The 21,013-nt window shown below is 41.0% G+C and carries 16 protein-coding genes; 13 read left to right on the forward strand and 3 right to left on the reverse strand.

Translation table 11 applies throughout. The features are described from left to right. Window positions 1-8: 8 nt before the first annotated feature. The 10 genes from murG (at window position 9) to ileS (ending at window position 11,269) form a co-directional block, all read left to right on the forward strand. A complete protein-coding gene (gene murG, locus IGI38_RS02460) occupies window positions 9-1,100 on the forward strand; it encodes an undecaprenyldiphospho-muramoylpentapeptide beta-N-acetylglucosaminyltransferase (protein ID WP_438726254.1) in 1,092 nt (363 codons plus the stop codon). Window positions 1,101-1,109: 9 nt separating this feature from the next. Further along, the gene (locus IGI38_RS02465) at window positions 1,110-2,216 is read left to right on the forward strand and encodes a cell division protein FtsQ/DivIB (protein ID WP_438726257.1); all 1,107 of its coding nucleotides are present in this window, start codon (window positions 1,110-1,112) and stop codon (window positions 2,214-2,216) included. A 165-nt stretch (window positions 2,217-2,381) separates the two neighbouring features. Then, window positions 2,382-3,707 (forward strand): cell division protein FtsA, encoded by a 1,326-nt coding sequence (ftsA, locus tag IGI38_RS02470; protein WP_438726260.1) that lies wholly within the window; start codon window positions 2,382-2,384, stop codon window positions 3,705-3,707. Window positions 3,708-3,728: 21 nt separating this feature from the next. Next, complete coding sequence (ftsZ, locus tag IGI38_RS02475) at window positions 3,729-4,967, forward strand: cell division protein FtsZ (protein ID WP_438726262.1); 1,239 nt, start codon at window positions 3,729-3,731, stop codon at window positions 4,965-4,967. Between the two features lie 14 nt (window positions 4,968-4,981). Beyond that, a complete protein-coding gene (locus IGI38_RS02480) occupies window positions 4,982-5,659 on the forward strand; it encodes a YggS family pyridoxal phosphate-dependent enzyme (RefSeq protein ID WP_438726264.1) in 678 nt (225 codons plus the stop codon). Window positions 5,660-5,668: 9 nt separating this feature from the next. Beyond that, window positions 5,669-6,322, forward strand: coding sequence for a cell division protein SepF (gene sepF, locus IGI38_RS02485; RefSeq protein ID WP_438726267.1), 654 nt, complete (start codon window positions 5,669-5,671; stop codon window positions 6,320-6,322). Between the two features lie 13 nt (window positions 6,323-6,335). Continuing rightward, window positions 6,336-6,611 carry a YggT family protein gene (locus IGI38_RS02490; RefSeq protein WP_438726270.1) on the forward strand — a complete coding sequence of 92 codons (276 nt, stop codon included), beginning with the start codon at window positions 6,336-6,338 and terminating at the stop codon, window positions 6,609-6,611. Window positions 6,612-6,627: 16 nt separating this feature from the next. Beyond that, a complete protein-coding gene (locus IGI38_RS02495; protein WP_438726272.1) occupies window positions 6,628-7,410 on the forward strand; it encodes an RNA-binding protein in 783 nt (260 codons plus the stop codon). Between the two features lie 22 nt (window positions 7,411-7,432). After that, window positions 7,433-8,140 (forward strand): DivIVA domain-containing protein, encoded by a 708-nt coding sequence (locus IGI38_RS02500; RefSeq protein WP_438726274.1) that lies wholly within the window; start codon window positions 7,433-7,435, stop codon window positions 8,138-8,140. Between the two features lie 342 nt (window positions 8,141-8,482). Further along, window positions 8,483-11,269, forward strand: a complete 2,787-nt coding sequence (gene ileS, locus IGI38_RS02505; RefSeq protein WP_438726276.1) for an isoleucine--tRNA ligase — start codon at window positions 8,483-8,485, stop codon at window positions 11,267-11,269. Window positions 11,270-11,367: 98 nt separating this feature from the next. On the opposite strand, the gene zwf is transcribed toward ileS, so the two are convergent. Continuing rightward, window positions 11,368-12,882, reverse strand: a complete 1,515-nt coding sequence (zwf, locus tag IGI38_RS02510; protein WP_438726278.1) for a glucose-6-phosphate dehydrogenase — start codon at window positions 12,880-12,882, stop codon at window positions 11,368-11,370. 77 nt (window positions 12,883-12,959) lie between these two features. Continuing rightward, window positions 12,960-13,607: a metal-dependent transcriptional regulator gene (locus tag IGI38_RS02515; RefSeq protein WP_438726281.1), complete on the reverse strand. Its 648-nt coding sequence runs from the start codon at window positions 13,605-13,607 to the stop codon at window positions 12,960-12,962. 209 nt (window positions 13,608-13,816) lie between these two features. On the opposite strand from IGI38_RS02515, the gene gltB reads away from it, so the two are divergent. Next, on the forward strand, window positions 13,817-18,313 hold the full coding sequence (gene gltB, locus IGI38_RS02520; RefSeq protein ID WP_438730254.1) for a glutamate synthase large subunit: 4,497 nt from the start codon (window positions 13,817-13,819) through the stop codon (window positions 18,311-18,313). Between the two features lies 1 nt (window position 18,314). Then, window positions 18,315-19,751: a glutamate synthase subunit beta gene (locus tag IGI38_RS02525; RefSeq protein ID WP_438726283.1), complete on the forward strand. Its 1,437-nt coding sequence runs from the start codon at window positions 18,315-18,317 to the stop codon at window positions 19,749-19,751. A 58-nt stretch (window positions 19,752-19,809) separates the two neighbouring features. On the opposite strand, the gene IGI38_RS02530 is transcribed toward IGI38_RS02525, so the two are convergent. Next, window positions 19,810-20,166 (reverse strand): DUF4828 domain-containing protein, encoded by a 357-nt coding sequence (locus IGI38_RS02530; protein WP_438726286.1) that lies wholly within the window; start codon window positions 20,164-20,166, stop codon window positions 19,810-19,812. Between the two features lie 110 nt (window positions 20,167-20,276). Between IGI38_RS02530 and sfsA the strand changes: the two genes are divergently transcribed. Further along, window positions 20,277-21,008 (forward strand): DNA/RNA nuclease SfsA, encoded by a 732-nt coding sequence (gene sfsA, locus IGI38_RS02535; protein WP_438726289.1) that lies wholly within the window; start codon window positions 20,277-20,279, stop codon window positions 21,006-21,008. Window positions 21,009-21,013: the final 5 nt, after the last annotated feature.

Consider the following 21,013-nt stretch of genomic DNA (forward strand, 5'->3'; position numbering starts at 1 on the left):
AAATGAAAATGAGAATACTTGTTACAGGCGGCGGCACGGGCGGACACATTTATCCTGCCTTAGCATTTATCCGCTACGTACAAAAAATTCAGCCTGAATCCGAGTTCTTATATGTAGGAACGCATCGCGGGTTGGAAAATAAAATCGTGCCTGAAACAGGCATCTCTTTTAAAACAATCAAGATTCAAGGGTTTAAGCGAAAACTTTCGCTTGATAATATCAAGACCGTTCAGTTGTTTATTGAAAGTATTAAACGCTCAAAAGAAATCTTACGAGAGTTTAAGCCTGACGTAGTAATCGGTACAGGTGGGTACGTATCTGGATCGGTTGTCTATGCGGCATCACGGATGAAAATCCCGACAATCGTTCATGAACAAAACAGTGTTCCGGGAATTACAAACAAATTCTTGAGTCGTTTCGCTGATCGTGTGGGAATATGTTTTCCGGATGCAGCACAATATTTTCCGGAGAATAAAACTGTTTTAGTAGGAAATCCGCGAGCTCAAGAGGTTGTAACGAATGGCAAGTCAGAAGTGCTGGAACAATATGGCTTATTACCTGATACCCCAACCGTTTTGATTTTTGGTGGGAGCCAAGGAGCATTAAAAATAAATCAAGCAGTTATTCAGGCATTGCCAAAATTCTCTCAAAAGGAATATCAAGTGTTATATGCTTCGGGTGATCGTTATTATAACGAAATATCAGAAAAATTTGACGTTGGGAAAATCAGCCACAATATTTCGCTTCAACCGTATATCAAAAATATGACTGATGTTATGGCAAATGTTGATCTGTTGATTGGTCGAGCTGGCGCAACCTCAATAGCAGAGTTTACTGCATTGGGACTACCAGCAATTTTAATCCCGAGTCCGTATGTAACGAATGATCACCAAACGAAAAATGCACAAAGTCTCGTTAATGCTGGAGCGGTGAAAATGGTTGCAGATGCTGAGTTGACAGGTGAAAAGCTAGTTGAAGCAGTCGATGAGATAATGAATGATTCAGAAAAAAGAGAAATGATGGCGAAAGCCTCACATCAAGAAGGCATTCCAGACGCGGCTGAACGATTATGGTCACTGGTAAATGAGATCGTCAAGTAGTATTATTTTTTGGAGGTGAGGATCATTAGTCGTGAGGAGTTTCCAGAGGAAAAAAAGGAACTAGAAGAAAAACCAAAGCAAGAGAATTTAACACCCTGGCAATTGGCAAATATGGAGTATCTGAAACAGAGAGCTATAGAAAATGGCGAGACAGAAGCGCAGCCCCAAAAATCTGAGCAGCCAACTGAAACATCAAGCGCTAGTGAGCCTGCCAATACTGAAAATGAAATGGCCGAAGAAAAAGAGGACGAAGTTGATGTAACTGTTACAAAAGAAGTTGAAGAGGAGCCTGATAAAGGACATAAAAATGGTTCGTTTTTGGAGCGACTCCCTAATATCAAGCATGAACGAAATCGGCGGCTAATGCGCAGGTCATCGATTTTGATTGTCTTATTTTCAATTCCGGCGTTATTACTATTGTATTACATCTCACCGCTAGGTAAGTTAGGTGGAGTGAGCATAAAAGGTAATGAGAAGATTTCGACAGAGATAATAAAAAAAGAACTCAATTTTACTGTTGGCGATAATCTTTGGAGTCAATATTTTGATCGCAAAGATAATGTGAAAAAATTGAAAAAGCAAGAACTTCAAATCGAGGATGCTGAAGTCCACATCGATGGCTTCAATCATTTTGAGGTGCAGATTAAGGAGTATCCGGAGGTTGCCTACTTAGAAAGTAATGGGAAATACTCTCCAGTCATTGCAAATGGGAAAATTATTCCAGTTGAAGTCGAAAAAAGTGACGGCGAACTCCCCATTCTGGAAAGCTTTACTGGTTCAAAAAGAATTCTGAAGGTGCTTGAAGGGTATAAAAAACTGACTGAGGAAGTTAAACAAGGCATTTCACAAATTAAATATGCTCCGACAAGCGAGAATAAAGAATTATTGGAAATTTTCATGAATGATGGAAATAAGGTTCTAGTAAGCATCAATGATTTCGGCAGCAAAATGAAGTATTATCCTCAAATCGCTAAGGAAATGAACGATAAAGAGACAAAAGGTGTTGTCGATATGGAAGCTGGGATATACAGCTATCCATACACTGAGGATTCGTCTACTGAGGATTCGACACAAAACTCAATAGATCAATCTGAAACGCCAGTTGGAAATGATTAAATTTATTACAAGAAAATGTTGAATCTTCTTTTTCATTCTAGGCAAAATGTGTTAAAATTGAAGGCAGTGAATTACTTGCAAAAAATTATATTTCATGCTTAACAGTAACTTAAAATATTAAATCTGAATAAAGCATTTATTTGAAAATAGGAGGGAATCCCATTCATGGCAAAAGCAGGAATGTATGTAGGCCTTGATATCGGGACAACATCGATAAAAGTTGTTGTAGCCGAGTACATCGATAGCCAAATGAATATCATTGGTGTTGGAAACGCAAAATCAGAAGGAATCAATCGTGGGATTATCGTAGACATCGATAAAACAGTACAGGCGATTCAACGAGCAGTAAAACAGGCCGAGGAAAAAGCTGGGATTCAGATCAAAAGTGTCAGCGTAGGGTTACCTGCCAACTTGTTGGAGGTTGAACCCTGTCAAGGTATGATCGCTGTGAACAATGAATCAAAAGAGATTATGGATGAAGATGTTCGTAATGTCGCTTCAGCAGCAATGGTTCGTTCGGTGCCTCCTGAAAGACAAATAGTTGCACTATTACCTCAAGAATTTACTGTTGATGGATTTGAAGGAATCAAAGATCCACGGGGCATGATTGGTGTACGACTTGAAATGTTTGGTTTGGTATTTACTGGACCTAAAACAATCATTCATAATATTACAAAATGTGTGGAAAAAGCGGGATTATCTGTTGCTGAAACGGTGATCACATCTTTAGCTTTAACAGAATCTACTTTATCTGATGGAGAAAAAGACTTTGGTACGATTGTTATTGATATGGGTGGTGGTCAAACAACGACGGCAGTCATGCACGATAAACAATTAAAATTCACTCACGTTGATCAAGAGGGTGGAGAATTTGTTACAAAGGACATTTCCATTGTTTTAAACACTTCTTTTAACAATGCGGAAGCGTTAAAAATCAATTATGGAGATGCTTATCCAAGTCGGACATCGGCTGATGAAGATTTTCCTGTTGATGTGATTGGAAAAACTGACCCAGTTAAAGTTGATGAACGCTATTTAGCTGAGATTATCGAAGCACGCTTAGAACAAATTTTCCGTAAGGCAAAAGAAGCCCTAGATGAGATCGAAGCTCTTGATTTGCCAGGCGGAGTTGTTTTAACTGGTGGTGCAGCAAGCTTACCAGGTGTAGTTGACTTGGCTGAGGATATTTTTGGAACGACAGTAAAACTGCACGTGCCGAATCAAATGGGTTTGAGAAATCCTGTTTTTACAAATGTCATTAGTATCGTCAATTATTCTGCTGAATTAAACGATGTTTATCATTTGGCAAAATCAGCTGTAACAGGAGAAAAAGTTTCTTTGTCTGCTTCACCGCAAACAAATGCTGTATCTACAGCTCCAGTATATGACGATTACGAACCATCAAATGATTATGAAGAAGAAACGAAACCAAAAAATGAAGAAAAAGTTACTGGGAAGATTAAAGACTTCTTCTCTAATATTTTTGACTAATTTGTAGGAGGAATAGAAAATATGGAATTCTCAATAGATAACAATATTAACGAAGGTGCAGTTATTAAAGTTATCGGTGTCGGCGGCGGCGGTGGCAATGCTATCAACCGTATGATCGAAGAAAACGTCAAAGGCGTTGAATTCATCGCATCGAACACTGATGTACAAGCTTTAAAAAATTCAAAAGCAGAGACAGTTATTCAATTAGGCCCTAAATACACACGTGGTTTAGGTGCTGGCTCACAACCTGAAGTTGGTCAAAAATCAGCAGAAGAAAGCGAACAAGCCATTCGTGATGCATTAGAAGGCGCGGACATGGTGTTTATCACAGCCGGCATGGGCGGCGGGACTGGTACTGGTGCAGCTCCGATCGTTGCGAAAATTGCAAAGGATCTTGGGGCATTGACAGTAGGTGTCGTTACTCGTCCATTTAGTTTCGAAGGTCCAAAACGCGGACGTTTTGCAGCAGAGGGCATTTCGTTGCTAAAAGAAAATGTTGATACCTTATTAATCATTTCAAACAACCGTTTACTTGAAGTTGTCGATAAAAAGACTCCAATGCTTGAAGCCTTCCGTGAAGCGGACAATGTTTTACGTCAAGGAGTTCAAGGAATTTCAGACTTGATCACAGCTCCAGGTTACGTGAACTTGGACTTCGCGGATGTGAAAACTGTGATGGCTAATCAAGGAACTGCCTTGATGGGTATCGGTGTTGCTAGTGGTGAAGACCGTGTAGTAGAAGCAACGAAAAAAGCGATCTCTTCTCCGTTGTTAGAAACATCTATTGATGGAGCAGAACAAGTATTGTTAAATATCACCGGTGGTTTAGATATGACTCTATTTGAAGCACAAGATGCTTCGGACATCGTTGCAAGTGCGGCAACGGGTGATGTAAATATTATTCTAGGTACATCTATCAGCGAAGAATTAGGCGATGAAATTCGCGTTACAGTAATTGCGACAGGAATTGATCCAACAAAAAAGGAGCGTAAGGCTACTCGTAACACACAACGTGCTAGCCAAATCCAATCAGTTCCACAAAAGCAAAACTTAGACATCGAGCCTGCTAGAAACAATGAAGGCCAGTCTGCTTTTGGCGAATGGGATATTCGTAAAGAAGAAAATATCCGTCCGAAAGTTGAAGAAACGCAATTTGATAATATCGAAAAGAAAGAATTCGAGACATTCAATCGTGAAGAAGTAAAACCTGAAAAAGACGAAGAACTAGATACACCACCATTCTTTCGCCGTAGAAAATAAGAGGGGGAGAGCACATGATCGCTGAAAACTTGCATAAAATCGAGCAAGAAATTCAGGAGTCGTGTGCTCTTGTTTCACGTAACCGGCAGGAGATTACGATGGTTGCGGTGACCAAGAGTGTCGACTCCATAACAGCAAATGAACTCGTTGAGTTGGGTGTTACGGATCTGGCTGAAAATCGAGTAGATAAACTACTAGAAAAAAAGCAAAGTCTCTCACACTATCAACAAATAAAATGGCATCTTATTGGTAATTTACAGCGTCGCAAGGTAAAATTAATTATAAATGAAATTGACTACTTTCATGCGTTAGATAGTTTACGTTTGGCACAAGAAATTCAAAAACGTGCGGAACATCAAATAAATTGTTTTATTGAAGTGAATGTATCCGGTGAGGAATCAAAGCATGGTGTTAAGCCTGAAGAACTGCAATCCTTTGTTAAAGGATTGGAGGATTTAGATAAAATACATGTGGTCGGTTTGATGACGATGGCTCCTTATGAAGCTAGTCAGCAAGAAGTCCGAGCTGTTTTTTCTACATTGAAACAACTTCAAGAAAGCGTGAAAGAACAAAACTTGCAGTATGCACCATGTACAGAATTAAGCATGGGGATGAGCCAAGACTTCAAAACGGCAATTGAAGAAGGCGCCACTTTTGTTCGTATCGGAACGGCACTATTTAGGAAAGGTTAGGTAAAGTTAATGGGAATTAGTCTAGCAAAGATCACTGATTTTTTTGGTTTAGCAGATGATGACATGTATGAAGAAGTAGCAGCACCTGCCCCAAAGAAGCAGGTTAGCCGCCCACAAAGCGCGCCTAAAAAAGAACGCGTAACACCTCGTTCTACATATCAAAAGCAGGAACGACCAAAAGAAAGAACTCAACCAAAAGAGAGAGTTCCACAAAAAGTACAAGAAAAAATTCAGCCGGCTGTTGAAACGCAAACAAATCGACGTGCTGAAGCTGTTATGAAAAAGGCAGAAAGCATGCCTAAAAAAAGTGAGAAAGTCGTCTCTATGCCAAACAATAATAGTCGGGCACAGCGGCTTGCACCAAGAGCGGAAGATAAGAGAAAAGACCGGATTTCTGTCGTTGAACCAAAAGCTTACAACGAAGCGATGACTATTGCGAAACGTGTAGGCCAAGGTGAAGTGGTTTTGATCAACTTCCAATCTTTAGATGAAATGAAAGCACGTCGTGTGGTGGATTTTCTGACAGGCGCAGTCTTTATGATCGATGGTGATATCAAACGTGTTGGAAATGAAATGTTTTTGTGTACACCGACGAATGTTGAAGTCACGAATTCTACACTGAGTACAATGGTGGATGACGATATTTATGGATTAGAAATGTAAAGGAGCCAAGTATTTGGAATTGATTATTACACTTTTTAATATCTTAAATCGGCTAGTTTATCTTTATACGATACTTTTAGTCGTTTATGCATTGATGTCATGGTTCCCTGGGGCCTATCAATCTAGATTTGGTCAGCTTTTAGGCCGAATTTGTGAGCCGTTTCTTGATTTGTTTCGACGTTTGCCTTTGCAATTTGGCGGAATCGATTTTTCAGTTATGGCCGCGATCTTAGCATTAAATATTGCGATGGAGGTTTTACAAAAAATTCTGATAAATCTTATTTATTAAGTAGGGAGGTGGCAATATGAATGCGAATGTCTATCAACATTTTAGACCAGAAGAGCATCCATTTGTTGACAGTGTTGGCGATTGGTTAGAACAAGTTGAAAGCCAGTACGCTCCTTATTTGACGAATTTTTTAGATCCTCGTCAAGCTTATATCTTAGAAACTATGATTCGCGAAAATAGTGAATTAAAATTTTCTTTTTATGGCGGCTATGAACGTGCTGAGCGTTGTCGCTGCATGATTTATCCTGATTATTATGAACCGCAGATTGATGACTTTGAGCTAGTGATGATCGAGATCAATTATCCGCAAAAGTTTACAGAACTATCTCATGGTAAGATTCTTGGAACTTTAATGAATGCGGGAATTAAGCGCGATTATTTTGGTGATATCATTTCTGATGGTGATCGTTGGCAAATTTTTTTAGCTAAAGAATCTGCTAGTTACATCGTCGGTCAAGTGACTAAAATCGGTCGTGTGACTGTTCATTTAGAGGAACGTCCTTATACGGATATTATTATTCCTAAAGATAGCTGGATAGAAGAAACAACTACAGCGACTTCAATGCGATTGGATGCAATTATCTCAACCGTTTATAACATCTCTCGTCAACGTTCAAAACAGTTGGTTGAAGCCAGTAAGGTAAAAGTCAACTGGTCAGTGAATGAACGTCCGGATTATTTGCTCGATTTATTAGATGTCGTTTCGGTTCGCGGGTTTGGTCGAATTCAGATCCAAGGATTAGAAGGAAAAACAAAGAAAGAAAAATTCCGTTTGCGCTTAGGCGTTTTACGAAAATAAATTTTATGAGGTGAACAAAAAGATGGCATTAACTCCATTAGATATCCAAAACAAAAATTTCTCCACCAAAATGCGTGGCTATAACCAAGACGAAGTCGATGATTTCTTAGATATGATCGTTCGCGATTATGAAGAAAGCATTGCAAAGAATCGTGAATTAGAAAAGGCTTTAAAACATTCTGAAGAGAAATTAGAATACTTCAATGAATTGAAGGAAGCGTTGAATCAATCAATTGTTGTGGCGCAAGATACCGCAGATAAGGTTAAATCTTCTGCAAGCAAGGAATCTGAAGTTATCGTTACTTCCGCACAAAACCGTGCAGACGAGTTGATTTCTAACGCTATGCAAAAAGCAAACTTGTTAACAACGACCGCTGAAAATAAAGCGAAGGAAATTCTGACAGACGCTACATCGAATGCTCGTCAATTAGCAGCTGAAACAAACGACTTGAAGAAGAAAACACGGGTCTTCCACCAACAATTGTTATTATTATTGGAAACACAGATCGATCAAGCACGTAGCGGCGATTGGGATGAAGTATTGAAACCAATGTCTTCATACGTGGGAGATGGTCATGAAATCCTAAAAGAAGTTTTGGCTAATGAACTTGACAGCGATACTGTTGATGCAGTAGACTCAGATGAACCAATCATTGTCAATGAACCTCAAGTTGAGGACATGGGCTTAACGATTGATATTCCTGAATTGATTAAAACAGACGAAGATTAAGCAATCTAGAATAGAAAAGCTGATTAGATTCTTCTAGCGAGCCGATGACAGTGAGAGTTCGGCAGACCCTCTAATTAGAAAGATCCTCTAGATCATTTGATTGTGAACGATTAGTAGCAGTCAACGCGTCATTGCGTTAACGATGGCTAGAGGAAACTTAGGTTTCAAATTTTGGGTGGTACCACGACAAGCTCGTCCCTTTGCGGATAAGCTTGTTTTTTTGTGATTTCTGTACTTTAATTATGAGCTAGCTGTTTGCTTTGAATGAATAGAAAAAAATTTTCAGGTAGAAGCTAACTGTGTAAGAACGATTATTATATTTATCAAAGGAGACGATTGATAGTGAAGACAAAAGAAACACTTCAACTAGGCAAAACAGGCTTCCCAATGCGCGGTAATTTACCAAATCGCGAAGGCCAATGGGAAAAAGAATGGGAAGAAAATAAAATTTACGAAAAACGTCAGAAATTAAATGAAGGTAAACCAACCTTTGTTTTACATGATGGCCCTCCATATGCTAATGGGAACATCCATATCGGACATGCCCTGAATAAAATTAGTAAAGATATCATCGTACGTTCAAAATCGATGTCTGGATTCCGGGCGCCATACGTTCCTGGCTGGGATACGCATGGTTTGCCGATCGAACAAGTTCTAGCAAACAAAGGAATCAAACGAAAAGAAATGAGCATGGCTGAATACCGCAGAAAATGTGAAGAGTACGCGTTGTCACAAGTTGATAAACAAAGAGAAGATTTCAAACGTTTGGGAATTGCGGGTGAATGGGAGAATCCTTACATCACGTTGACACCGGATTATGAAGCAGCAGAAATTCGTGTATTTGGTAAGATGGCAGAAAAAGGCTACATCTATAAAGGATTGAAACCAATCTACTGGTCACCTTCAAGTGAGTCCTCATTGGCTGAAGCGGAAGTTGAATATAAGGATGTTAAATCTCCTTCAATTTTTGTGGCTTTCAAAGTCAAAGATGGCAAAGGAATTTTAGATACTGATACCTCATTTATTATCTGGACAACAACGCCTTGGACATTACCAGCCAACCAAGCGATTTCTATTAACAAGGACTATAGTTATGTTGTTGTTGAAGAAGCTGGAAAGAAATATGTAGTAGCTAAAGATCTTTTAGATTCTGTTTCTAAGGAATTGGATTGGACAGAACCTAAAGTGATCAAAGAAGTTCAAGGAAAAGACTTTGAATACATGACTGCGCAGCACCCATTCTATGATCGCGAGTCACTAGTGATTTTAGGCGACCATGTTACTTTGGAAGCTGGTACAGGACTTGTTCATACAGCGCCGGCTCATGGTGAAGATGATTATTTTGCATGGAAAAAATATCGCAACGATATTATTTCTCCTGTTGATGATCGTGGTGTAATGACTGCCGAAGCCCCCGGATTTGAAGGTGTCTTTTATGATAAGGTTAATGCGATGGTCACTGACTTATTGAAGGAAAAAGGCGCACTGTTAAAATTAGAATTCTTTATGCATAGCTATCCGCATGACTGGCGTACGAAGAAACCGATTATTTATCGTGCGACACCGCAATGGTTTGCCTCTATCGATAAATTCCGTCAAGATATCTTAGACGAAATTGAAAAAGTAGATTGGATTATTCCTTGGGGGAAAACACGTCTATACAACATGATTCGCGATCGTGGTGACTGGGTGATTTCTCGTCAACGTGCCTGGGGTGTGCCATTGCCAATTTTCTATGGCGAAGATGGCGAAGCAATCATCACGCCAGAAACGACAGAACATGTGGCACAATTATTTGCTGAGCACGGCTCAAATGTTTGGTTTGAACGTGAAGCGAAAGAATTATTGCCAGAAGGTTTTACGCATCCAAGTTCACCGAATGGGGAATTTACTAAGGAAACAGATATTATGGATGTATGGTTTGATTCAGGTTCTTCTCACGAAGCGGTGTTACGTCAACGTGAAAACTTAACATTCCCAGCCGATATGTATTTAGAAGGTTCTGATCAATATCGCGGCTGGTTCAATTCAAGTATCACTACAAGTGTCGCCATTAATGGGGTGGCACCTTATAAATCAGTTCTCTCTCAAGGCTTCACTCTCGATGGAGAAGGTCGGAAGATGAGTAAGTCTTTAGGAAATACGATTGTCCCAGGGAAAGTGATCAATCAAATGGGCGCGGATATCTTACGTCTATGGGTCAGCAGTGTAGACTATGAAGCGGATGTTCGAGTATCGATGGATATTTTGAATCAAGTTTCAGAAGTTTATCGTAAGATCCGTAATACAATGCGTTTCCTATTAGCCAATACGAGTGATTTCGAACCAACAAAACATGCAGTTGCTTATGAAGAATTGCGTTCAGTTGATAAATACATGCTGGTTCGTTTGAACGAAGTAATCCAAACGGTTCGTGAAGAAGGCTATGAAAAATATGACTTTACTCAAATCTATAAGACCGTTGTGAACTTCTTGACTGGAGATTTATCTTCATTCTATTTAGATTTTGCGAAAGATGTTGTTTATATCCAAGCAGAGGACAGCTATGAACGACGTTGCATGCAAACTGTTTTCTATCAAGCAGCGGTTGCTTTAACAAAATTATTGACGCCAATTATCCCTCATACAACAGAAGAAATCTGGACATACTTGAAAGAGGAAGAAGATTACGTTCAATTGGCTGAATTACCAAGCTATGAAGAATATCCTAATCAAGGGGAATTGCTAGACACGTGGAAGGCTTTCATGGATTTCCGTGATAAAGTATTGAAGGCTTTAGAAGAAGCTCGTAATGAGAAAGTCATCGGCAAGTCTTTAGAAGCGAAAGTAACGATCTATCCAAATGAACAGGTAAGTACAATGTTAACAGCGTTAGATGCAGATCTTGCTCAGTTATTGATCGTATCCCCTGATTCATTTAGTATTTCAAAAGAAGCAGCACCATCTGAAGCGATGACCTTTGATGATGCAGCGATCTTAATTGAAAAAGCGGAAGGTGAAGTTTGCGATCGTTGTCGTCAAGTCCGTACGACAGTCGGTGAAGATGAAAAACTGCCAACTTTATGTGCTTCATGTGCGCATATTGTGGAAGAAAATTATCCAGAAGCGGTTGCTGAAGGATTGGAATAAGACACAATAATATATAGAAGAAACCCGTGCCAAAAAACTGGCGCGGGTTCTTTTGCGTAAAGAAAAAGCTGAGAATTTGTCTCAGCTTTTTGAAATATTTATTCTAATTTTCCGCGTTCGCGATACCATTGATCTGGTTGCCAAGCCCATTCGTGGCCATTTTTGGCTAGAAGGTCAAAGGCACATTGCGGCCCCATCGTTCCGGCTGGATAATTTGGAAAACCTGGAGTTGTTTGATCCCAAGTATTCCGGATGCGGTCAACGATCTCCCATGAGTTTGCTACTTCATCCCAATGTGAGAAGTTTGTACCGTCACCATTTAGCGCATCTAACAATAATTTTTCATAGGCTTCAGGACTATTTTCTGTCACTTCAGCACTTTGCCGGAAGTCTAATTTTACTGGATCGGTATTGAACCCTTGTCCGATTTTCTTTCCATTCAAGGTTAAAGAGAAACCTTCTGTTGGTTGGATATAAATAGTTAAAATATTTTGTGGTAACTCTTCGCCATCGGCTTCTTCTTGTTCGAAGTTAAAGACATTGACAGGAACTTGTTTGAAGACGATATTGATACGCGTTCCTTTTTCAGTCATTCGTTTACCTGTTCGAACATAGAAAGGAACACCAGACCAACGGAAATTATCAATCAAGAATTTTCCAGCAACGAATGTTTCCATCAATGAGTCTTTAGCGACATTTGGCTCGTCATGGTAAGCAGCAAATACTTTATCATCTAACGCTCCGGCGTCATATTGACCGCGAACGAAATTTTGTAATACTTCTTCCGAATCATAGCGGCGAATCGCTTGTAAAACTTTAACCTTTTCTTCACGAATCGATTTATTTGAGAAGGAGGTCGGTACTTCCATTGCCAATAAAGCCACAACCTGCAAGATGTGGTTTTGAACCATGTCTTTTAATGCACCGCTGTGTTCGTAATAACCGCCACGGTCTTCCACACCAAGCGCTTCGGAAAAAGTGATTTGAACATTTTCGATATAACGATTGTTCCAAAGGGATTCAAAAATATTATTGGCGAAACGAATGACGGAGATGTTTTGAATCATTTCTTTTCCTAAGTAGTGATCAATACGGAAAATATCTTGTTCAGGGAAAGCGTTTCGGATCTGATTGTTCAGCTCATTGGCAGAATCGTAGTCAAAGCCAAACGGTTTTTCAATCACTAAACGGTTAAAGCCATTTGTAGTCAAAATTTCTTGAGACTTCAAATGATTAACGATCGTTCCGAAAAATTGAGGTGCCATGGCTAAGTAATAAATACGATTGCCTTGTAAGCCATATTTTTCATCTAATTGATCAGCCAAAACTTTTAATTGGTCATAATGTTCCGTATCGTTGACGTTGTGTGATAAATAGTAAAAGTGATTAGAAAATTCTTGTGCTTCTTCGTCAGTAGGGGCTAGATCTTTAATAGTGTCGCGGACGATCTCGCGATAATGATCATCGCTCCACGGACGTCTAGCTGTACCAATGACAGCGAAATGTTTTGCCAAGTTGCCTTTTTTATATAGACGAAACAACGAAGGGTAGAGTTTCCGCTTCGCCAAGTCGCCGGTTCCACCAAAAATGGTGAACAATGCTGCTTGTTCCATATGATTCACTCCTAGTTCAAAATAATGTATTCATTTTTCAATAGAAAAATGAGTCCGATCTTCACCACGTATTCGGCTTATAAAGAATCAACAAAAATTGTTGATGCTGCTTTATAACTAATTGAAACCTCTTTTTGGTCGTTTTGTAAAGTAATTGGTCCTTCGTAAGCGGCAATATTTGTAATCGTAAATTCTTCATGAATTTTAACGCCGAGATCCATCAAATAGTCGAGTAGTTCTTTTTCATCCAAGACGCGCGCGATCCGAACAGTTGTGCCTTCCGAATAGTTTGCCAGCGTTTGGCGATCTTTTTCGTGAACTGTTTGATCTTGTTGCGGGATCATTCCGCCATGAGGACAAAAAGTTGGATGGTTCAAATAATTATCCAGCTTTTGTTCTAGTTGTGAGGAGGTCACGTGCTCTAATACTTCCGCTTCATCATGAACTTCATTCCATGAGTAACCAAGATGGTCGACTAGGAAGACTTCCCACAAGCGATGCTTGCGGACAAGAGTGCTGGCTTTTTCTAGACCAGCGGGTGTTAATTGAACACCCTGGTAAGGAGAGTGTTCTACTAAACCTTCTTTCACTAGCTTATTGATCATTTCGCTGACAGAAGCTCCAGAAATGGATAAACCAGCGACAATTTTTTTATTACTAACTTTTTCTTTATCGCCACCTAATTCTAATATTAATTTTAAGTAATCTTCGCGATTCGGTGTCATTGATGTTCATCCTTTCATAACGAAGCATATCAGATTAAGTTTACCAAATAAATCTAACTTTTTCCATTTGATTGGACTTTTCTTTTGCAGATGCCACCTTGCAATAACAAAGGTAATTAAAAAAAAATTCTAAGAACACTTGCCTATTTTTTTAAAAAAAGGTAGTATATTAAAAATAAATGAGAATTGTCAAACTATTTAAAGGATTGATGTCGATGACAAAGCAACAAGTAACAGAAGCCCCGACCATGTATGATCCCTCTTTTGAGAAGGATGCATGTGGTATGGGCTTTATTGCTCAGATGGAGGGAAAAGCTTCACACCAATTAGTGAAGCATGCACTAACGATGTTGGAACGAATGAATCATCGCGGGGGAACTGGTGCCGAACCGGAAACAGGTGATGGGGCTGGAATATTAGCGACGATTCCAGACAAGTTTTTTCAACGTGAGGCAAAAGCCGCAGGGATTAATTTACCTGTGCGCGGGCAATATGCGGTCGGAATGTTTTTTTTACCGACAGAGGAAAAAAGCAAAATTGGCTTGCAGCAGGCTCTTGTAAAAGAAATTGAAGCTGCGGGTTATTTGGTTCTTTGGCAGCGGGATGTGCCGTTTCAGTATGAGAATTGCGGCCCTGGTGCACAAAAAGTTATGCCCAGCTTTGTGCAGTTGTTCATAAAACGACCGTTGGAAGTACAAACGGATCGCGATTTTGAAGATCGGATGTATCGTTTGCGTCGCAAGCTGGAGAAAACGTACCATGCTGGAGAAATGGCGATTTGTAGTTTATCTAGCAAAACAATTGTTTACAAAGGGATGCTGCATGCTTATCAAGTTGGAATTTTTTATGATGATTTACAGGATGAGGATTTTGCAGCAAGTATCGCAGTCGTTCATTCCCGCTTTTCGACCAATACTTTTCCAAGCTGGGATCGTGCTCAACCATTTCGTTTCCTAGCGCATAATGGGGAGATCAATACGCTGCGCGGGTCAGAAAATTGGATGAAGAGTCATGGTATCGAAATTTATAATGAGGAGGATTCTGATTCGGCCAAGTTAGAAAACTGTATGGAGTATTTGTATCGCAATGGTCGAGATATTCCTCACGCATTGATGATGATGGTTCCAGAGGCCTGGTCAGAAGAAGCGGGTTTGGGCGAAGAAATGACTGCCTTCCAAGAATACAATGCTAGCTTTATGGCGCCATGGGATGGACCAGCGGCCCTGTGTTTCACAGATGGCGAAATGGTCGGTGCGACACTGGATCGTAATGGCTTGCGGCCTTCTCGTTATTCGATTACTAAAGATGGTTTTGTTCAGGTTGCTTCAGAATCGGGTGTTGTCGACTTTGTACCATCAAATGTCATTGAAAAAGGAGTGCTTGGTCCGGCAAACATGATCCTCGTTGATACCATCAACGGGAAATTTTACCGTAACCAAGAAATCAAAGAAAAATATGCGAGGGCTCATACGTACAAAGATTGGTTAGCAGAGAATCGCATTGAATTATCGCAACTTGCTGAAACGGAAAGCACAGAAGCCGCAATGACTGAAAAAGAATTACAAAAAATGTGGAAGCTGAATGGCTACAATGATGAAATTATTCGCGGAGCATTATTGCAAATGGCTGAAAAAGGTGAGGAACCTGTCCTTTCAATGGGGTATGATTCTCCTTTAGCAGTCTTGAGTGAGAAGCCCCAATCATTATTTACTTATTTCAAGCAGCAATTTGCTCAAGTGACTAATCCACCGATTGACGCAATTCGCGAACAATTAGTGATCGGGACAGAGATGTTTTTGGGGCGTGACGGTGATATTCGGGTAGACGATGCTCATAACTGTCAAAAATTAAAAATCAAGAGTCCTGTTCTCAGCAGTGCTGACTTTCTAAAGCTTACTCAATTAAATACTAAAGAGCAAAAAGCGGTGACGATCTCAACGCTCTATCCAATCAGCGGGCACAATGCGTTGAAAGACGGTTTGGAGCAGATGTTTAAAGAGGCGGAAGCTGCGATCGATAATGGCGGGACGATCTTAATTTTAAGTGACCGTGGTTCGGAACAGGCCAAAATGGCGATGCCGATTTTGCTGGCCGTATCTGGCTTGCATAATCACTTAGTACGCAAAGGCAAAGCATCATTAGCAAGTTTAGTTGTCGATTCAGCTGAGGTATGCGAGGTTCATCATTTTGCGACTTTGATCGGATATGGTGCTAGCGGAATACATCCTTATGGTGCATATGCGACATTAGCAGACTTCAAGATTGAAAATGGCTTAGAAAATTATCGGAAAGCTGCTGAAAAAGGAATCGTGAAAGTTATGTCGCGGATGGGAATCTCAACGATCGCCGGTTATCATGGAGCGCAATTATTTGAAGTTGTCGGAATCAGTCAACCAGTAACGGACAACTATTTTACTGGAACAGCCAGTCGAATCGGAGGACTTTCACTCCATCAAATCGAGGAAGAATATCTGCAACGTCATCATTTAGCTTATGGTCCGCAGCAAAATGACCTATTAGCTTCAGGTGGAAGTTTTCAATACAAAGCAGATGGCGAACACCATTTGTTCAATCCGAAGACGATCTATAATTTCCAACAAGCGGTGCGTTCGGGTGATTATCAGTTGTTCAAACACTATGTTGAACAGATGAATCAAGAAGCCTTAAATGAACCAACGAACTTGCGGGCCTTGTGGGAATTCAAAAAAGATCGCGCAGCAGTCCAGCTTTCCGAAGTGGAGCCTGCTAGTAAAATCGTGCAGCGTTTCAAAGTTGGGGCAATGTCTTACGGATCACTAAGTGAGGAAGCCCACCAATGTATTGCCGAGGCAATGAACAGCATTGGGGCAAAATCCAACAGCGGTGAAGGCGGCGAAAACCGCAAACGATTCAAACCGCAAGCGGACGGTAAGAATTTCAACAGTAAGATTAAACAGGTGGCCTCAGGGCGTTTTGGAGTGAACGCGGAATATTTGATGAGTGCGGAAGAATTACAGATCAAAATGGCTCAAGGCGCAAAACCGGGTGAGGGCGGACAATTGCCGGGCAATAAAGTTTTCCCTTGGGTAGCGGAAATTCGCGGCTCAACACCAGGTGTTCGTTTGATCTCGCCGCCGCCGCACCATGATATTTATTCAATCGAAGATTTAGCCCAATTGATCTATGACTTAAAAGCGATCAATCCCTATGCGAAGATCAACGTCAAATTGGTTTCAAGTACCGGTGTTGGTACGATTGCTACTGGTGTAGTGAAGGCGGGAGCCGATGTTGTCGTGATTTCTGGCTATGATGGAGGAACAGGGGCTTCACCTCGGAACTCGATTCGTGATGCAGGATTGCCGTGGGAAATGGGAGTGGCCGAAGCGCATCAAACATTAGCTATGAACAATTTGCGGCAACGGATGACCTTGGAGACCGATGGGAAATTAATGACGGGCCGCGATGTCGCGATGGCGATTTTACTCGGTGCGGAAGAATACAGTTTTGCTTCGCTAGCTTTGGTGGCAATTGGCTGTGTCATGATGCGAGTTTGCAGCTTGAACACTTGTCCTGTTGGGGTAGCGACACAAAATCCGGCACTTCGGAAATTCTTTGTCGGCAAACCAGAGCATTTAGTCAATATGATGTATTTCATCGCAGAAGACTTGCGAGAGATTATGGCCGAGTTAGGTTTTAGAAGTATTGATGAAATGATTGGTCATACAGAAGCCTTGGAGCCACGCTTTATTGCAAAGGGGAAAGCAAAATCATTGGACTTCTCACGGATGTTATCAACCAGCGTTGGAATTGAACGTAAAACAGAAGACCCGTTTAAAGAAAAACGGCAATGGCCAGAATTGGATCATTTTGCTGAAGGAGCTATCAAAAACGGCGAACAGGTAGAAATGACCTATCCCATCAATAATGTGAATCGTACAGTTGGTGCACGAATGGGCGGCTGGATCGCTGAACGTTTTGGTAATTACGAGTTGGCTCCAGGTCAGATCAAGTATACGTATACTGGGATTGCCGGCCAAAGCTTTGGTTCGTTCATCACGCAAGGAATGGAATTAAAACTGATTGGTGAAGGAAATGACTACGTAGCAAAAGGGCTGAGTGGTGGCCGTGTGATTATCGTACCGCCGAAAGATGCGGCATATGATGTAGAAAATTCCCCAATTGTCGGGAATGTGGTTTGCTTTGGTGCGAATCGCGGTGAAGGCTATTTCCGCGGGAAAGCTGGCGAACGTTTCTGTGTTCGTAATAGTGGCGCGAATGTCGTAGTTGAAGGCGTTGGTGATCACGGATGTGAATATATGACAGGTGGTGTTGCAGTCATCTTAGGTTCGACTGGTCGAAATTTTGCTGCTGGAATGTCAGGCGGTGTCGCCTATGTTTACGATCCGACCGATACATTTGCAGATAAATGTAATTTAGAGATGGTCGACCTTTTCAAATTGGGTGAGTCTGGTGATGATGCGGTCTTGAAGGAAATGCTTGAGAAGCATCTAACGTATACCGACTCATTGAAAGCCGCTGAACTATTGAATGACTGGGAAGTTGTTCAAAAACATTTTGTCAAAGTGTATCCAAGAGAATACCATGAGATGGTTCGAGTAACGGAAGAATTGGCACAGACGGGACTGACAGGGGAAGAATTGATCGAAAAGGCCTTTATTGAAGTGATCGGCGAACAAACGGTACCGGCTGGAAAGGAGCGTGGCTAGGATGGCAGATCCATTTGGCTTTTTAAAATATCCTCGGAAGGACAATCCTTATCGACCAGTCGAAGAGCGAATTCAAGATTGGGAAGAATTACAGACACCACTTAGTGTAGATGAGCGAAAAGAACAAGCCGCGCGTTGTATGAACTGCGGGATTCCTTTTTGCCATACTGGAATTTTCTATGGCGGCAAACGAGCGGTATCGGGTTGTCCTAATGACAATTTGATTCCTGAATGGAATGATTTTGTTTTTCGCGGCGACTTTAAGAACGCATTTGATCGTCTAGCAAAAACCAATCCTCTACCAGAGATGACTGGTCGTGTGTGTCCTGCGCCATGTGAGAAATCTTGTACAGAAGGCTTGAACGGTTCAGGTGTGGCGATCCACGACAACGAACGTTTTATCATTGATAACGCATTTGAAAATGACTGGGTCAAAGTGGATGGTCTGCCGATTGAACGGACAGGTTTCAAGGTAGCGATCATTGGATCAGGTCCAGCTGGACTTTCGGCTGCTTGGCGGCTAAATCAATTGGGACATCAAGTAACAGTTTACGAACGCAGTGATCGCGCGGGCGGGTTATTGATGTATGGTATTCCCAACATGAAATTAGACAAAGAAATCGTCCAGCGACGAATCGATGTGATGGAAGAAGTCGGTATTAAGTTTGTTTTAAGTACCGAGGTAGGAATAGATATTACTGCTACTGAGTTGCAAGAAAAATATGATCGAGTGATTATTGCTAGCGGAGCCAGTGTTCCTAGAGATCTAAAAATCACGGGTCGTGAGCTGCACGGTATTCAATTTGCTGTAGACTATCTAACCGAATGTACGAAAGAAGTTTTGCAGCATGGGAAAAAGGTTGTCGATCAAAAGCTAGCCGGTAAACACGTGATCGTGATTGGCGGCGGGGATACAGGAAATGACTGTATTGGTTCAGCAATTCGACAAGGGGCCGCTTCGGTGAAACAATTGGAAATCACACCACAGCTGCCAACTAGTCGGACGGAGGCGAATCCTTGGCCGGAATATTCGATGATCAATCGCGTAGGGTATGGACAAGAAGAAGGCTCTTTGGGCAACTCAGAACTGACAGCTTATTCTACCTCCACGACAACATTTATCGGAGCTGAGCGTGGGCAAGTGATCGCGATTGAAACGACACAGGTCGATCATCAATTCCAACCAATCAAGGGAACCGAACAAACATTAAAAGCTGATTTAGTTCTATTGGCGATGGGTTTTACCGGAGCAGAAAAAAATCTATTGGACGTTTTTGATGTGAATGAGATTTATGAAGATTATACTACCAATAATGAAAAAGTTTATGTGGCGGGTGATGCTAGGCGAGGACCAAGTCTTGTGATTTGGGGAATCCGCGAAGGGCGCAAGGCTGCAGAAAATGTTGATCAGATTTTACGTTCACTGATCCATCAATAAAAAAACCGACCAATCATGGACTATCAAAATTAACAGTCTATAATTGGTCGGTTTTAGTCTATTTTTTAACTGGAACGATTGGAAAAGATACATCGTCTAATTCATCATAGAGGGTATCAGGCGTCCCGTTTTTTGTTTTGATCAGTAAGTGATAACCGTATTGATCTTGGATCGCTAATTTTTGTTCGCTCAACTCGATCAGCTGGTAAATGATGGCGCTGCCATCTAAAATAATCGATAAATCTGGATAAATCGTAATCGTGTGATGTTTGTGTTCTTTAGGATGAGTGAACTCCCAAGAACCGACATAAATACTATTTAGGTCCTTCGCTTCACGTTTGCGAACAAATTTTGAACTCACAGCTGCTACGCCGAGAGACGTCGCACTGAGGAAGACGGGCCATTTCAATCTCATCAAAAAAACTCCTTTCACACTAGCTTTGTTATACTATATAATAAAGTCTGTCATCTTTCCATCAGGCTTAAGGACTATTTAACTTTTAATTAGAAGGATTTTGATAAGAAATGAAATACTCTGCCATTTATCTAGCAAGTTTCATCGAAAGAAGCAATCGCTTCATTGCCCGCTGTCATTTATTGGATAGCGGTGAAGAAATTATTACCCATGTAAAAAATACCGGACGCAGTAAAGAATTATTAGTACCGGAAGCTTTGGTAGCGGTCAATCATCAACCATCGGACAAGAGGAAAACGGCGTATGACTTGATTGCAGTCAAAAAAGGAGACATGTGGATTAACATTGACTCACAGATCCCAAACGCATTGGCGGCCGAGGGAATCTTAGCAGATAAAATCAAGCTACTTGGATTGAAGGGATCAATTAATTATTTAAAACGTGAATACACCTTTGAACGATCGAAATTCGATATTTACTTTGAAACGGATCAACAAGAAAAAGGATTTGTTGAAGTAAAAGGAATGACGCTGGAAAATCATGGAATCGGGGCTTTTCCTGATGCACCGACGCTAAGAGGTTTGAAGCATGTGGAGGAATTACGACTGGCCCAATCAAGGGGGTATCATTGTTACGTTTTATTTATCGTTCAATTTCCCACGATACAGGTGGCCACGATTCATCGCGAAATGCAGCCGGCGCTTTACGAGTCAGTAAAAATGGCCGAGACAGACGGTGTGCAGATTTTAGCGTATAATTGTGATGTAGATCAGGAGTCAATTTCAATCAAAGAGGCTATTCCATTTGACTTGAAACAAAAATTTATTGATCCCAATCAGTGAAAGGC

Source organism: Enterococcus sp. AZ128, from assembly GCF_051714485.1.
GTDB lineage: Bacteria > Bacillota > Bacilli > Lactobacillales > Enterococcaceae > Enterococcus_A.

Bases quoted from the DNA above. Each gene is read 5' to 3' on its own strand.
- murG (WP_438726254.1), top strand. From the start codon at position 9: ATGAGAATACTTGTTACAGGCGGCGGCACGGGCGGACACATTTATCCT.
- ftsA (WP_438726260.1), top strand. From the start codon at position 2,382: ATGGCAAAAGCAGGAATGTATGTAGGCCTTGATATCGGGACAACATCG.
- ftsZ (WP_438726262.1), top strand. From the start codon at position 3,729: ATGGAATTCTCAATAGATAACAATATTAACGAAGGTGCAGTTATTAAA.
- IGI38_RS02480 (WP_438726264.1), top strand. From the start codon at position 4,982: ATGATCGCTGAAAACTTGCATAAAATCGAGCAAGAAATTCAGGAGTCG.
- sepF (WP_438726267.1), top strand. From the start codon at position 5,669: ATGGGAATTAGTCTAGCAAAGATCACTGATTTTTTTGGTTTAGCAGAT.
- IGI38_RS02495 (WP_438726272.1), top strand. From the start codon at position 6,628: ATGAATGCGAATGTCTATCAACATTTTAGACCAGAAGAGCATCCATTT.
- IGI38_RS02500 (WP_438726274.1), top strand. From the start codon at position 7,433: ATGGCATTAACTCCATTAGATATCCAAAACAAAAATTTCTCCACCAAA.
- zwf (WP_438726278.1), bottom strand. From the start codon at position 12,882: ATGGAACAAGCAGCATTGTTCACCATTTTTGGTGGAACCGGCGACTTG.
- IGI38_RS02515 (WP_438726281.1), bottom strand. From the start codon at position 13,607: ATGACACCGAATCGCGAAGATTACTTAAAATTAATATTAGAATTAGGT.
- gltB (WP_438730254.1), top strand. From the start codon at position 13,817: ATGTCGATGACAAAGCAACAAGTAACAGAAGCCCCGACCATGTATGAT.
- IGI38_RS02525 (WP_438726283.1), top strand. From the start codon at position 18,315: ATGGCAGATCCATTTGGCTTTTTAAAATATCCTCGGAAGGACAATCCT.
- IGI38_RS02530 (WP_438726286.1), bottom strand. From the start codon at position 20,166: ATGAGATTGAAATGGCCCGTCTTCCTCAGTGCGACGTCTCTCGGCGTA.
- sfsA (WP_438726289.1), top strand. From the start codon at position 20,277: ATGAAATACTCTGCCATTTATCTAGCAAGTTTCATCGAAAGAAGCAAT.